At 44.3% G+C, this 12,722-nt stretch carries 12 protein-coding genes; 4 read left to right on the top strand and 8 right to left on the bottom strand.

Going from position 1 to position 12,722, the window contains the following annotated elements; genetic code table 11:
• Positions 1 to 4: 4 nt before the first annotated feature.
• Positions 5 to 922, bottom strand: coding sequence for a DMT family transporter (locus J4N39_RS20155; protein ID WP_252024257.1), 918 nt, complete (start codon positions 920 to 922; stop codon positions 5 to 7).
• Positions 923 to 1,208: 286 nt separating this feature from the next.
• Here J4N39_RS20155 and J4N39_RS20150 point away from each other — a divergent pair, with 286 nt between their 5' ends.
• Positions 1,209 to 1,556 (top strand): DUF6176 family protein, encoded by a 348-nt coding sequence (locus J4N39_RS20150; protein ID WP_252024255.1) that lies wholly within the window; start codon positions 1,209 to 1,211, stop codon positions 1,554 to 1,556.
• 137 nt (positions 1,557 to 1,693) lie between these two features.
• Here J4N39_RS20150 and J4N39_RS20145 read toward each other — a convergent pair whose 3' ends face one another.
• On the bottom strand, positions 1,694 to 3,247 hold the full coding sequence (locus J4N39_RS20145) for a methyl-accepting chemotaxis protein (protein WP_252024253.1): 1,554 nt from the start codon (positions 3,245 to 3,247) through the stop codon (positions 1,694 to 1,696).
• 142 nt (positions 3,248 to 3,389) lie between these two features.
• Here J4N39_RS20145 and J4N39_RS20140 point away from each other — a divergent pair, with 142 nt between their 5' ends.
• The gene (locus J4N39_RS20140; protein ID WP_252024251.1) at positions 3,390 to 4,646 is read left to right on the top strand and encodes an ankyrin repeat domain-containing protein; all 1,257 of its coding nucleotides are present in this window, start codon (positions 3,390 to 3,392) and stop codon (positions 4,644 to 4,646) included.
• A gap of 37 nt (positions 4,647 to 4,683) precedes the next feature.
• Here J4N39_RS20140 and J4N39_RS20135 read toward each other — a convergent pair whose 3' ends face one another.
• The gene (locus J4N39_RS20135) at positions 4,684 to 6,174 is read right to left on the bottom strand and encodes a DEAD/DEAH box helicase (protein WP_252024249.1); all 1,491 of its coding nucleotides are present in this window, start codon (positions 6,172 to 6,174) and stop codon (positions 4,684 to 4,686) included.
• 268 nt (positions 6,175 to 6,442) lie between these two features.
• On the opposite strand from J4N39_RS20135, the gene J4N39_RS20130 reads away from it, so the two are divergent.
• Positions 6,443 to 6,838 carry a hypothetical protein gene (locus tag J4N39_RS20130; protein ID WP_252024247.1) on the top strand — a complete coding sequence of 132 codons (396 nt, stop codon included), beginning with the start codon at positions 6,443 to 6,445 and terminating at the stop codon, positions 6,836 to 6,838.
• On the opposite strand, the gene J4N39_RS20125 is transcribed toward J4N39_RS20130, so the two are convergent.
• The 4 genes from J4N39_RS20125 to J4N39_RS20110 all read right to left on the bottom strand — a co-directional run bounded on the left by J4N39_RS20125 (position 6,822) and on the right by J4N39_RS20110 (position 10,448).
• Positions 6,822 to 7,661 (bottom strand): DUF6279 family lipoprotein, encoded by an 840-nt coding sequence (locus J4N39_RS20125; protein ID WP_252024245.1) that lies wholly within the window; start codon positions 7,659 to 7,661, stop codon positions 6,822 to 6,824. The two genes, J4N39_RS20130 and J4N39_RS20125, sit on opposite strands and share 17 nt — an antisense overlap.
• 471 nt (positions 7,662 to 8,132) lie before the next feature.
• Positions 8,133 to 9,254 carry a M20 family metallopeptidase gene (locus J4N39_RS20120; protein WP_252024243.1) on the bottom strand — a complete coding sequence of 374 codons (1,122 nt, stop codon included), beginning with the start codon at positions 9,252 to 9,254 and terminating at the stop codon, positions 8,133 to 8,135.
• A 10-nt stretch (positions 9,255 to 9,264) separates the two neighbouring features.
• Complete coding sequence (locus J4N39_RS20115) at positions 9,265 to 9,726, bottom strand: YjiG family protein (RefSeq protein ID WP_252024241.1); 462 nt, start codon at positions 9,724 to 9,726, stop codon at positions 9,265 to 9,267.
• Positions 9,726 to 10,448 (bottom strand): nucleoside recognition domain-containing protein, encoded by a 723-nt coding sequence (locus J4N39_RS20110; protein WP_252024239.1) that lies wholly within the window; start codon positions 10,446 to 10,448, stop codon positions 9,726 to 9,728. The genes J4N39_RS20115 and J4N39_RS20110 overlap by 1 nt, the downstream gene beginning before the upstream one ends.
• A gap of 309 nt (positions 10,449 to 10,757) precedes the next feature.
• On the opposite strand from J4N39_RS20110, the gene J4N39_RS20105 reads away from it, so the two are divergent.
• A complete protein-coding gene (locus J4N39_RS20105; RefSeq protein ID WP_252024237.1) occupies positions 10,758 to 11,096 on the top strand; it encodes an ArsR/SmtB family transcription factor in 339 nt (112 codons plus the stop codon).
• A 63-nt stretch (positions 11,097 to 11,159) separates the two neighbouring features.
• On the opposite strand, the gene J4N39_RS20100 is transcribed toward J4N39_RS20105, so the two are convergent.
• The gene (locus J4N39_RS20100; protein WP_252024235.1) at positions 11,160 to 12,677 is read right to left on the bottom strand and encodes an HD domain-containing phosphohydrolase; all 1,518 of its coding nucleotides are present in this window, start codon (positions 12,675 to 12,677) and stop codon (positions 11,160 to 11,162) included.
• Between the last annotated feature and the right edge of the window lie 45 nt (positions 12,678 to 12,722).

Genomic DNA, 12,722 nt, shown 5'->3' with positions numbered 1-12,722 from the left:
CTATCTAGCGCTTTGACTTTTTTGTTAGTAACAGTGGCACGATGGCACTAGCGATGATGAGTCCTGCGCCGAAAAATGCCAGTGTGTTGGGGAGTTCGTCAAACAGCCAATAACCTAACGCCATGGAGTAAACCATTTTGGCGTACTCAACGTTGGAAACTACGTTAGCTTCTCCCCATTTGTACGCAGTGATGCCAATCCATTGAGCGCATGATGAAATGATCCCAACTAGGAGAAGTAATGCCCACTGTTCAGCATTCGGCGTTTGCCAGTTCAATATTGCAGGGAAGAGAGCAACAGCACCGACGAATACGGCTTGGTAAACTAACAGAATCAAACGACTCTCAGTCTGCGCCATCTTTCGTACGCTAATCACTGCTGCTGCAGCACCTATCGCTGCAATCAGGCCGAGTAATATGAAATAAAAATCCTCATCAGAGAATTGGGGCTGAACCACTAACATCACGCCAATAAATCCGACACCTATGGTCACAAGTCGTCTTAGGTTGACTTGCTCACCCAAAAAATAGCTCGAAATTACGGCGACAAATAGCACCTGGGTAAAACTTAGTGCAGTCGCATCTGCAAGTGGGATGTGCGCCACGGTGACAAATCCACCGTAGAGAGCGATGAAAGCGCCCACAACACGATAGCAGTGCAAGGCGACAAACTTAGGTTGGAAAAGGGCTCTACCTGCTTTGAGCATAGCTGGCAGTAATACCACCATAAACACCATTTGGCGAAATAGTAATATCTGGAATACATCGAGGCTTTCGCTTAGCCAGCGGACCAAAACTCCCACAAGCGTAAACAGTGCCGTTGATATCAATGCCAACCACACACCTTTGGCGGTATTAGGCATCGCTGAGATGGATTGACACAACGCTTTAGGTAACCACTTTTGTGCAGCTTGGTACAACATAAAAACCTCAAATAAATCGAAGCGATAAAATACCCTTTATGTTGGCTAAATACCAACATCAACCCATGTAAATTTCATAATATTTGTAAGATCATCGCTGGTGTATTGTACACGCCCGCTCTCGAATAAATTGTTTTGTGAACTAGACCAAATTATCCATGAATAAGTAAATTATTTAACATCAAAAATAGTTACGATGAATTCATGTTGTCGAGAGTGAGTCCACTTCATTACTAAGGGCTGGACCGCCTACAACTGAGCAAATTTTAAGGTAAGGATTATTGATATGGAAATGGCTTCAGGTTTAATCAAACTGCGTGATGGTGTAGAGCAAAACGTCACTGATTGGCAATTGACAATGGCCTCACGACTAGAGGAAGTGCGCGCTTCTCTTGTAGAAGAAGGTGTAGAGTTTGAGTCTTGGTTTCGAGTGAATATTGATGGAGCAGAGTTCCTGCTTTGGTACATGCGCGCTGAGTGCATGCAAAAGGCGAATGAAGTGTTCCAAAACTCAGAAAACGCTATAGATAAAGTTCACTACGAGTTCCTCGCAAGAGTGACAGAAAACAATGGTCATTATGACGCAGAGCCACTGCTAGATTTATCAACGGTAGTTCCAGCCGATTGTGAATAATTGCCAATTTGTTGCAAGAAGCCCGCAGTGTGCGGGCTTTATTGAAACGCTCCCTTCAGACATTGTTTACCCATCTACAATCCAATCTCGAACCCTTTAAATTAAAGCGCACAATCGTCAGTAATTGCATTTCTTAATCACACTTTAAATCGAGATATTACCTCAGATAGGCTCACAGCTTGAGCTTCAACATGCTTAGAAGACTCGGTGTTGAGCTGAATTGCTTTAGTGTTTTCCAATGCAATATCGCGGATATTATTGATATTGCGAGCCACTTCCTCAGAGACTAGACTTTGCTCTTCAACGGCCGACGCAATTTGCGTGCTGCTGTCTAATATCTGCTGCATATCTGTCAGTATGGTTTGCACCTGGTCAAATGCAGCGTCTGAACTGTGAGTACTGTTTTTTCCTTCTTGATGGCATACACCCATGCTGTTGACGACTCGCTCCGTTTGGTTATGGACGGACTGAATGATCTCAGTGATTTCTTGGGTGGAGCTTTGGGTTCGGCTGGCTAAGGTTCTTACTTCATCTGCTACCACGGCAAAGCCACGACCTTGCTCTCCAGCTCGTGCCGCTTCAATCGCCGCATTAAGTGCGAGCAAATTGGTTTGTTCAGCGATGTCTCGAATGACATCCAATACCGAACTTATCTTGGCCGACAATTGCGACAGGTTGCTGACTTCATTTCCGGCATCATCGAGCTCTTGTGCCAATGTACTTATGGTGTTTTTGGTCGCTTCTATTTCAGAAAGTCCTTTTTGTGCGCTGTCGAAGCTGTTCTTGGTATTGCTTGCAGCTCTGTCAGTGGTTGAAGCGACCTCGCGAATAGTTTCGCCCATTTCTGTCATTGCTGTAGCGACACTGTCAATTTCTAATTGCTGCTGAGACTGCGCCTCAGATGTCTTACTGCTACTTTGTTGAAGAGAGCTAGAGGCCGTAGAAAGCTCATTAATGGTTGTTTTAACGGAATGAATAAGTGTCTGCATACTTTCAAGCAAAGTATTAAATTGGCCAGACATAGTAGTGATCTCATCACTGCCACTCACATCAGTTTTGAGTGATAAATCGTGTGTGTCACTGACGTTTTGCATTGTGTCACTAAGAGCTTGCAAACGGCTTGATATACCATTTGATACCCAGACAGAAAGTGCAACCAACACTATCGTAACTAAGGTGACAGAGGTCAAAATTGTCCGTTCTATCGCCTGTTGGTTAGCGTTGATATCTTGTTCTAAGGTCTGCTCAATATTAATGAAAATCGACATTATGTCGTCAAAAAGTAGCTTCATATCTTTGATGAGGTATTGGTCTTGCTTCGCATCCTTACCATATCCAGTGACTAAGGCGGCAAAGTCTTTTTCATAGAGCTTTATTTCTTGATGCAATTTAGAGAGGCTTGAAATGGTTAGCTTAGATTCGAGCAGCTGTGTTTTGAGTATTGCTAAGTTGGCTTCAAATTTGGCCGCTTCTCCATTGAATTCGTTCAGTTTGTTGCTGTCTTGGCTAATGAGAAACTCAAGCTCTAGGCGATTAAGATCAAGTAACGAGACTTCCAGCGCTTTAACATTAACCAATACTTTCTCTTCTTTGAGTAGTTTTATGTTAGCAATCTCAGTGATTAGGACAATCGAGATTAAGGCAAATAGAGATAGAGCTGTCAGCCCATAAAGCTTGTGTTTTATTTTCATGGCCAAGTCCAATGTAGAGTATGATCATCCAGTACAAACAAAACCCAAAGTTGATCTAAGTGATAACTATTATTGGTATTGTAGTAAAGGAAAGTTCAATTAGCCTGAATACACTAGATAATTCGTTAAGCAGGGAGACAGGATGTCCGAAAATCGTCGAAAGTTCTATCACCTATCAAATTCCCCAACACCCACAGCAGACTCGGGTGAAACACTGCTAGTCACGCTGGTGGGGTATATCTTTAATCACTGGAAATCAGGGCTTAAATATCTGCATGAAGTTGAGATCGATGGGAGAGTCGTTGATTATCAAGAGCAAGGTCATCACGATATGGTGTCCAACTTCACCACTGATGAAGCATGGTTTTGTACATCGATTAAAGTGGTAAATAGCTGGGCACTGGATGATATCGCAGGTTTAACTCGTCTTGTTGAATCAGGGGTTGTTGAGCAGATGGAAGCGGGCTTGTTTACACGCTCGATCAAGTTTTACGGTGCCATCATAGAGCTAGCAACTCCTGAAGTTATTCCTCAACTGGTATCTATGTTTAATTTGGTCGATGCAGAAAAGTTACGTTCGCTAAGGTTCCATAACAAGAAAGCTTTTTCTAAGCTTCTCGATGCTATCAAACTTAACGAAACACATTTGGAAGCGCTCATTGATTTATCACTGTTTTCAAACCGAGTCATTTTGGATCAAAGTTCGCGAACGTGTATCGAACGACATATTCGCTCGCTCGATGAGATTCAAACGCCAAAACTAAGACAATCACTGAGTGAAGTCATTGTTGAAGGGCAGCTAGATGAGATCGCTTTGGGGAGTCAACCCATCGAGTTGTCTTCTCAGTGGGCAGAAACTTTGGTGCGAGAGAAGAAGACGCAAAGACTGGTAGAGTTGCTGGACGAACACTCAAACTTGAAATTGTCTTGCACACAATCAGTGGTTAACCTCGCAACTTTGTACCAGCAATGGTCGCTCTTAGACTGGCTAATGCTGCACAATACTTCTGCCAATGCGCAGCGGTGGGTCCAAACCATTCAGTTGTCAGCCTTCGGAGATTGTAATGGTTATCCGCTAGCACAGCTTTGTACAGATGAAGAACTGCTTAGCTGGCAAGAGAAGCAAGCCGATAATCTTTTAGACGCGTCTCGATTGGGATTGTCTTTATTGGTTCAATCGCTACTTGAGCGCCAAGACTACACCCAACAGGCGTTGGATAACGCTTTGGTTGAAGCCTCTCAATATGGGTTTACCCAAATAGTCAAAATGCTTGCTCAAACGGGTGGGTCGCTAGAAGCGGAAGGCTATTTTCCGATGAAGTATGCAATGAGGCATGGTTACGACTCATTGCGACTCTATTTGCTCGAATCAGGGCAGATAGAAAGGCGATTTAGATAAAAAAGTCCAACACCTAGGTGTTGGACTTTTTCAATACTTACTGCGGCTTTGCTTGACCTGGTTGAGGCTTGCGGCGACGTGGGCGGCTCGGCTTGCCGGTTGCGTTTTGTGGACGACCAGATTTATTGGATTGTTGCCCAGTTTTGCCTTGTTCGTTATTCACTTTACCCTGAGAGTTGTTGCGAGGCTTGTTCGGGCGAGGTTTACGCTTGTTGTCCTCGCTAGCGTTTTTGCCAACGTGGCGCATATTCTTACCTGCCGGTTTATGTCCACGTGAATTGTCTCCTGAGCGCTGACCATCGGCGTGTTCACTCTTAGGTTGCTTGGGCTTTTTCGGCTTCTTAGGTTTTTTAGGCTTGATTGGTCGAGTATCAAGTTTCGATTCAGGGAGTTTATTGGTTGGTTCAAAGCCTTCAAGCTCGATGCGAGGCAGCAGTTCTTGAATCAATCGCTCAATACCAAATAGATCACTTGCTTCATCCGCACATACTAGTGAAATTGCCTTACCTACTTCACCTGCACGACCCGTGCGGCCAATTCGGTGTACATAATCTTCAGAAACGTTTGGCAGATCGAAGTTAACAACCTGAGGTAACTGAGGAATATCGATACCACGAGCGGCGATATCAGTGGCAACAAGCACTCTTACCTCACCTGATTTGAAGTCTGCTAACGCACGAGTTCTAGCACCTTGGCTTTTGTTGCCGTGAATTGGAGCAGCGGTGATCCCTTCTTTATTTAGAAAGTGGGCAAGACGGTTTGCTCCGTGTTTAGTGCGGCTAAATACCAATACTTGTCGCCAGTCACCTTCCTTGATCAATTTGACCAGCATGGGTGCTTTTTTCTTTTTGTCCGCTGGGTATATGCACTGTTCAACGGTACGAGCGGTAGAGTTGGCTGGGTTAACCGAAATCTCGATTGGGTCGTTCACTAGCCCTTTTGCTAGCTCGCGAATTTCGTCAGAGAAAGTGGCGGAAAACAGCAGGTTTTGACGGCGCTTTGGTAGCAGATCCAAAATCTTTCGGATGTCACGGATAAAGCCCATGTCGAGCATACGGTCTGCTTCGTCGAGCACTAATACTTCAAGGTCTGAAAACTTCACCGCATTTTGGCAATATAAGTCCAATAAACGACCCGGTGTGGCAACCAAAATATCGCTACCTTTGCGTAGCTTTAGCATTTGAGGATTAATCTTAACGCCACCAAATACCACGGTTGATGAAACTTTTAGATGACGGCTGTAGTTCTCGATGTTGTCTTGGATCTGTGCAGCCAACTCGCGAGTAGGTGTCAGGATAAGCGCTTTAACGTGGTTACCTTTCACTCGACCGCCACGGCTTAGGTGCTCAAGAATTGGCAGGGTAAAGCCTGCGGTCTTACCAGTACCTGTTTGGGCAGCCGCCATGACGTCTTGACCTTTCAATACCGCAGGAATAGCCTGCGCTTGAATAGGAGAAGGTGTCTCATATCCTTGCTCTTCAATCGCTTTCAGGATAGGGGCAGATAAGCCGAGTGAGTTAAAACCCATAATATTTGATTCTCAATAAATGATGTGGCTCTTAAGGTCCCAGAGAGGGAAGCTTGCGAGAAAAGTGGGCTATTCTGAAGCTTTTTAACTCGAGTAGCAAGCCAAGTATAGAAGCTTTACTTTCTTCGGATGGTGATGAGTTGGTTGATTGTCCATGTAGTTAATAGGCTGTATCGGTGATAGCCCTCCAAACTACCCATTGATATTTCTCATAGCGATTTATTTGTGGTAGTTATGTAAGCGATTGATATTAATGGAGTGGTTTATCATGAAAAACGGTGATTTTGAAATTGATGGGGTAGAGCTTAGATTTAAGAAGGATAAGTATCCGCTTAAGCGCCTAAGACGAGCTCGGGTAAAAATCAATCACTTATCCGACCATATCACCAAAGCGCTTATTGTGGGGGCAATATTTTCGAGCATCGTTTGGATCATTTGCCCTGAAGGCTTTGCCACTGTCACAGCACCTGCTGCTTTTATTGTTGGCGTAATTTATACCGTGTTGTCAGCTGGCAAGTATGAGTTACAAGTTGAGTTTGAGCATGTTGACGAAACGGGTTTGCAATGGGTGTCTGTTGTTAAAAGCAACAAGAATCTAGACAAAGCCTTGCTAGACGACAAGGCTGAGCAAATTAACACTAAGCTCGCTACTGCAGATCTTTAGCGATTTGTTGCCATGAATCTAACTCGCCGATTAGATGTTTACGCTGTTTGGGCGTCAGCGAGTTTAAAGTATCGGCGACCAGTTGACGTCCCAACGGTCGGTTGTGTTTGATTAGAGCATCGAGCTCTTGGGTGTAGTAGCTTTCCGGCTGGTTGAGCATTTTGGTTAAGGTCAGTTGAAAATAATTGGGGTTATCACGTTTGGCAAGGAGCGTCGAAAACTCTTGATGCATGCGAACGTTCTGACTGATCCTAGCTTGATAAGTGACCATGACCTGCTGTGACCAGTCAGTCATCAAAGCTTTTTGTTCTTTGGTCAGTGAGCCCACCCATTTCTCGAGGCCTTCTTCCATTTTCTCCAAGTAGACCTGTCTAATTTCTTGCTCGGATTTGTCGTCGTGTTCCTCTAAATAATCTTGATGTTTTTGTTGTAGATTATCGAGCAGTTCTGCGACTTGCTTGTCATCAAGTTGGGTAATCAATGCATAGATGCTAGGTGCTGCTTTATTGACTAGTTTGTTTGAGTAAAGGCGCATCCGCTCTTGTTCGTTGGTGACCCAGTCCACATCTACCACACTGTAGTCGACCTGCTTTAGTTCCTCTAAATGCGCAATGTATTCAGGAAGCTCACTGACTTTATGCCATTCACTCAACCTTTCAATAGAGAGTTCGACCATGCGCTCTTGTTCTGAGCTCAGACTGACAAAATCATCGATGTAGGTGGTGGCAAGCCAATCGATATTGCGATAAAGAAACTTAGTCGTACATCCTGCTATGAAGAGGGCAATGAACAGTAGGGCAACAGTGCGTTTGATGTTTTGCATTCCAACGTCCTTGGTGAGAGTGCAGTCTTGGTAATTATGACTCAGATTGTAGCAGTTAAGTTCCAAGCGCTAATGAAAGATACGAGACGAATGGGTTATATGATCATTGTAAAACTTCTAAAACCTAGGTGGATAGGGAATATCAAACTATGTTGCACAGGCTTTAAAACGTAACCCTCGCTAGTGAGGTAGGTATCAATAACCTTTGCAAAATGCATCATTGGCCGGTTAATTGCAATTTGCAAATGCACCATGCAAACTGGTGAGTATAAATGGTGGATTATGTCGAGACACAACACAAAAATCAGACACTTAAAGTTGGCACGCAGAATGCAATACTAAAAGTGACCCTTTAAAGCCGAGGGTCACCTAGCCAACTGACGTTTTAGTGAATAACTTGTTCACACAAAAAATTAAGCCACCCGCAGATGCGAGTGGCTCTTTTTTTATCTGATGAATGCCGCTAAGCAATCATTTTGCTAGTTTGGTGATTACAGACATGAGTAGACGGATACGTGGCTCAATAGACTCAAGCAGCAGATACTCTGCATCACTGTGGAAGCCAGCACCGATAGGACCAAGACCATCTAGAGTCGGTACCCCAAGAATTGCGGTGTTATTGGCGTCGGAACCACCGCCAGCTTCTTTCCAATTGATGTCGATGTCGAGCTCATTTGCTGAATCTTCAACTAAGCCCATCAACTGTTTAGTTTCCTCGCTTGGCACCATTGACGGTTTATAGGCCTCGCGGGTGAGCTTGATTTCTACACCTTCAACAAAAGGTGATGATGTCATTGTGTTCAACTGCGTTGCGATTTGATCAAACTCTTGGTTATCCCAAAAACGAACATCGACGATAGCGCTAGCGTAATCGGGAACGATATTAGCGCCATTTCCTCCTGAAACAATACCGACATTGAGCGTGGTGCCTGTTTCGAAGTTGGTCATCTCGTTAATAGCAAGAATCCAATTAGCCATCTCTGTGATGGCACTGCGACCATTTTCTGGCTCATTGCCTGCGTGGGCGGCACGTCCATGGAAATCAAATTTGTAACGTGCCATCCCTTTACGTGCTTTAACTAGCCCGCCATCGGCACGAGCCGCTTCTGCGACTAATACCACTTTGGCTTGTTTGGCAACAGTCTGTAACCATTCTACCGAATCAATTGAGCCCGTTTCCTCGTCAGGGTTCATGCAAACGCAGATCGAGAGTTTATCCAACACATTTGGATCCAAGTTTCGCATGGCGTACACGATATTCAGCAGGCCAGATTTCATATCAGAGACACCTGGGCCATACGCTTTCTTACTATCCACTGTCATAGGACGTTTGGCTGTAGTACCTAGTGGGAACACGGTGTCCATATGGCCAACGAGCATGACATCAATCTTTTGATTGTCTGGTTTATTGCGGATCTCAAGACCAACCCCAGCACGGCCACAGTCTATGCGTTTAACCTGCCAATCGATTGCTTCATACTTGTGAGTAAATTGGTTGGCAATATGTTCGATGCCCTCCAAGGTGTAGGTACCACAATCGACGTCAACGAGTGGGCGAAGCTCATCCAAGTAGCTTTCGAGGCAAAAATTCATGGCGGTTTCCTTACATTAAAATATTCATGGCAAACATCGCACCGAAGGCGTTGATGATAGAAATAATTACCATCACTGGCAAATGGCGACCTTCGATATTAACTGGACCTAACACTCGGCCGATGTATTGAACTTGAGAGCCCATTAGGTAGATTGCTGGAGCAAGAATTGCAATATGATCGCCATTCAGTAACCCTTGGTCAAAAAGGCTGATCACAACGCCAACGCCGCCGCCCATAGACATCCAAGCGCCAATCAATACCGCAGCAGCTTCTCCAGGAAGACCAAAAACAGCCATCACTGGCGCAAACACACTGCCCATCATTTCTAGTGCGCCAGTAATTTGCAGCGCTTTAATGAGGACAAACGCCATTAATACATTGGGTACGGTCGACATAGTGGCGATGGTCCAACCTTTCTTCGCACCCTCGACAAAGATGTCAGTGATCATCGGTTTTTTAGTGGTGCTCATTATGCATTCTCCTCAGACAGAGTTTCACTCTTAGTTGGCTTGCGGTCAGTGATATTGAGGTAAAGGCGGAATAAGTTTGCGCCAACAAATTTGAAGATGAAGATCATGCCAATCGCAAGTCCAATCGATGAGGTCACAGCCATTGAGCCATCGGCGTATGCCAAAGTGAATAGCACTGCGCCAGAGGAAAAGAAGTTAACAATGGTTGCGCCTGCGCTAAATTGAAACATGGCAAAAATGCTAGCTTCACGGTCATTTATTTGCTTTTCATCTTTGAGCTGACGAGTCATCGCAGCACCAGCATCGGCACTTTGAAGGGAAGCAATTAGAGCAAGGCCAGAGCTGCCAGGAATAGTAAGAAGAGGGCGGAGAAGTGGGGTAAGAAGCTTGCGTGCTGCGTCAAGTGCGCCGTAATGTTCAAGGACGTTAATCATGCCTAACGCAAACATCACAGTAGGTATCAAAGTGAGCGCAAATAAGAAACCGTCTCTTGCACCATGACCGCCTTTACCTCTTAAGGTCGTTGTCATCGCTTCAACGCCGTCGGCAGTCTCCTGAACGCCATAGGCTACTTGGCCAAATGCGCCGTTTAGAGTGGTGAAATCAAAAACGCCATACCATTGCTCAGACTGCATAAGTCCTGAGAAGAATACAACTGCGAAGGCTAGCGCAATATAACAGCCTATAGAGACTTTGCGCTCGGTAGTCGTCGAATGTGACATGCTTACCCCATTGCTTGATGTTTAAGTTGGTCGCTTTCGATGAGAGATAAGGCAGAAGTAGTGTAATTGGTCTTACTTTATCTTTCATTTACTCGCAAGGGGCTGCATTATTCCGTGTATTAGCTTTATAAATTAATGATCTATATCAAGGTTTGATATTTTATATGATGTTAAACCAATGCATCGCAAGAAACCTGATAATAGGGTGTGAAAAAAGATAGCTACCACTTTCGGATAGGTAAAATCCATCACTTATGCCTATAGTGTGGTGAGATTGACTTCTGGAAAGGCGACATCTACCTTTAGTTTATGAATTTAAAAATAAAACCTGAACTCGACTATGTTTTTATGGCGCTGAATGATGAAACTCGGCGCGCTATTGTGCACCAATTAGCAAAGGGTGAGTGTGCGGTCAAAGATTTTGATTTGCCTAATCCACTGTCGAAGTCCGCAGTGACAAAACATCTAAAGATCCTTGAAAGGGCTGGGTTGTTACGGCGTAACATAGTGGGGCGTGAACATATATGCTCACTGAATCGAGAACCGATTGTCGCAATCAATCAATGGCTTTCTATTTTTGAACCTTCATGGGACGACAGTGAAGAAGCTTTAACTGCGTATATGGATATGCAGTTGCAAGAGAATTGATATAAATTTTAGGTTTAATAGTAGAAAAAGGGGCAATGCCCCTTTTTCTATGCGCCCAAACTATTAGTCTGGATAAGAGTTTCTAATTTGTTGAAGCTCATCAAAATTTTCGAGGAAGATATCAACCAACCTTGGGTCAAAGTGCTTTCCATGTTCCGATTTGATCAAATCATAGATCTTCTCAGCAGGCCAAGGGTCTTTATAGCACCGCTTTGAGGCGAGAGCGTCGAAGACATCGGCTACAGCGGTGATACGTGCTTCAATAGGAATGTCTTCTCCCGAAATCTTAGTCGGGTAGCCCGAACCGTCCCATTTCTCATGATGGTAGGCTGCGATATTCGCCGCAATGTTTAAGATCTCTAAGTTTGAACCTCTTAGGATCTCTGCGCCTACTTCAGCATGAGACATCATCACATTCCATTCGTCCGAGTCCAGTTTACCGGGCTTATTTAAAACCGCATCTGGAATAGCTATTTTTCCGATATCATGCAGTGGTGATGCCAGCCGAATTTTGGCGGCAAACTCTTCACTGAGACCGTATTTTAACCCAAGGAACATGGAAATTTCTGCAACACGTTTAACGTGGCTTCCTGACTCCTTAGAGCGTGTTTCAACCACTTCACCTAGACGGTAAGCGATCTCTTTTTGTGTATCTCGCACCTCGTTGAGCAGAATAACTTTTTCGTAGGCGATGGTGATATTTCGGATAAACAGATCCAAAATCTCAATGTTTTCATTAAGACGTTTTTCCGGGCAATGAACGACAAGCAAACCCACGCTCTTATTGACTTTAACTGGGATCAAAAACTCTTCTTCCCCAGCACGGATATATCTTTCAGCGCTGTTGGCGACATCTTCGATGGAGCATGAAATAAACTCATTGAGATTCTTTCCAATCAACGCTTCACCGCCTTTAGACGAAGCAACTACCTGCCATTTCCCCTGAACTTCTTGAGCTGCAAAATTGAATGCGTGCACCTCCCCTAACTGAAGCAGCGCACTAAGTTGTGACAAGATACCGTCTAACCAATGTGTGCCGTCTGCTTCAACCAATATAGAAGCAGACGAGTTAATGATGGTGTTGAGTCCCTTTTTAGTGTTCTCAATTACCATGATGTCTCGATAAGAACGCAGCGCCGCACAAAGAGTGGTATTGAGTTTTGTTGCCGTTAGTTCGGTCTTGTTCTTATAGTCATTGATCTCATATTTTTTGATCACTTCAGACTCTGGTGCGTCACCAGGTTGGCCGGTACGCAATATGATTCGGCTGGTGGTATTTCCAAACTCCATTCTAAGCCAATCGACAAATTCTAACCCTGCATGGTTGGATTCCATGACAACGTCAAGAAATACCACTGCAATATCTGTGTGGGTACGGAATATTTCTCGCGCCTCTTCTGCTGAATAGGCATTAATAAAGTTCAGAGACTTACCTAGATAATTGAAATCACTTAAAACGAATTGAGTTACACGGTGGATATCTTTGTCGTCATCAACGATTAAGATATTCCACTGTTCCAACTCTTCACTCACCAACTCATCTTCTGCTTCAGAGAATAGAAACTGGTCGTCATTTCCCATTACTCACCTCATAACTCCGTGTGAACAGTACACTTTTAGCGCATT

This window comes from Vibrio sp. SCSIO 43136, from assembly GCF_023716565.1.
GTDB lineage: Bacteria > Pseudomonadota > Gammaproteobacteria > Enterobacterales > Vibrionaceae > Vibrio.
The sequence above is the reverse complement of the archived record's forward strand: the minus strand, read 5'-3'. Positions and strand labels throughout refer to the sequence as shown.

Coding starts and splice junctions, on each gene's coding strand:
- J4N39_RS20155 (WP_252024257.1), bottom strand. CDS start 922: ATGTTGTACCAAGCTGCACAAAAGTGGTTACCTAAAGCGTTGTGTCAA.
- J4N39_RS20150 (WP_252024255.1), top strand. CDS start 1,209: ATGGAAATGGCTTCAGGTTTAATCAAACTGCGTGATGGTGTAGAGCAA.
- J4N39_RS20145 (WP_252024253.1), bottom strand. CDS start 3,247: ATGAAAATAAAACACAAGCTTTATGGGCTGACAGCTCTATCTCTATTT.
- J4N39_RS20140 (WP_252024251.1), top strand. CDS start 3,390: ATGTCCGAAAATCGTCGAAAGTTCTATCACCTATCAAATTCCCCAACA.
- J4N39_RS20135 (WP_252024249.1), bottom strand. CDS start 6,174: ATGGGTTTTAACTCACTCGGCTTATCTGCCCCTATCCTGAAAGCGATT.
- J4N39_RS20130 (WP_252024247.1), top strand. CDS start 6,443: ATGAAAAACGGTGATTTTGAAATTGATGGGGTAGAGCTTAGATTTAAG.
- J4N39_RS20125 (WP_252024245.1), bottom strand. CDS start 7,661: ATGCAAAACATCAAACGCACTGTTGCCCTACTGTTCATTGCCCTCTTC.
- J4N39_RS20120 (WP_252024243.1), bottom strand. CDS start 9,254: ATGAATTTTTGCCTCGAAAGCTACTTGGATGAGCTTCGCCCACTCGTT.
- J4N39_RS20115 (WP_252024241.1), bottom strand. CDS start 9,726: ATGAGCACCACTAAAAAACCGATGATCACTGACATCTTTGTCGAGGGT.
- J4N39_RS20110 (WP_252024239.1), bottom strand. CDS start 10,448: ATGTCACATTCGACGACTACCGAGCGCAAAGTCTCTATAGGCTGTTAT.
- J4N39_RS20105 (WP_252024237.1), top strand. CDS start 10,758: ATGAATTTAAAAATAAAACCTGAACTCGACTATGTTTTTATGGCGCTG.
- J4N39_RS20100 (WP_252024235.1), bottom strand. CDS start 12,677: ATGGGAAATGACGACCAGTTTCTATTCTCTGAAGCAGAAGATGAGTTG.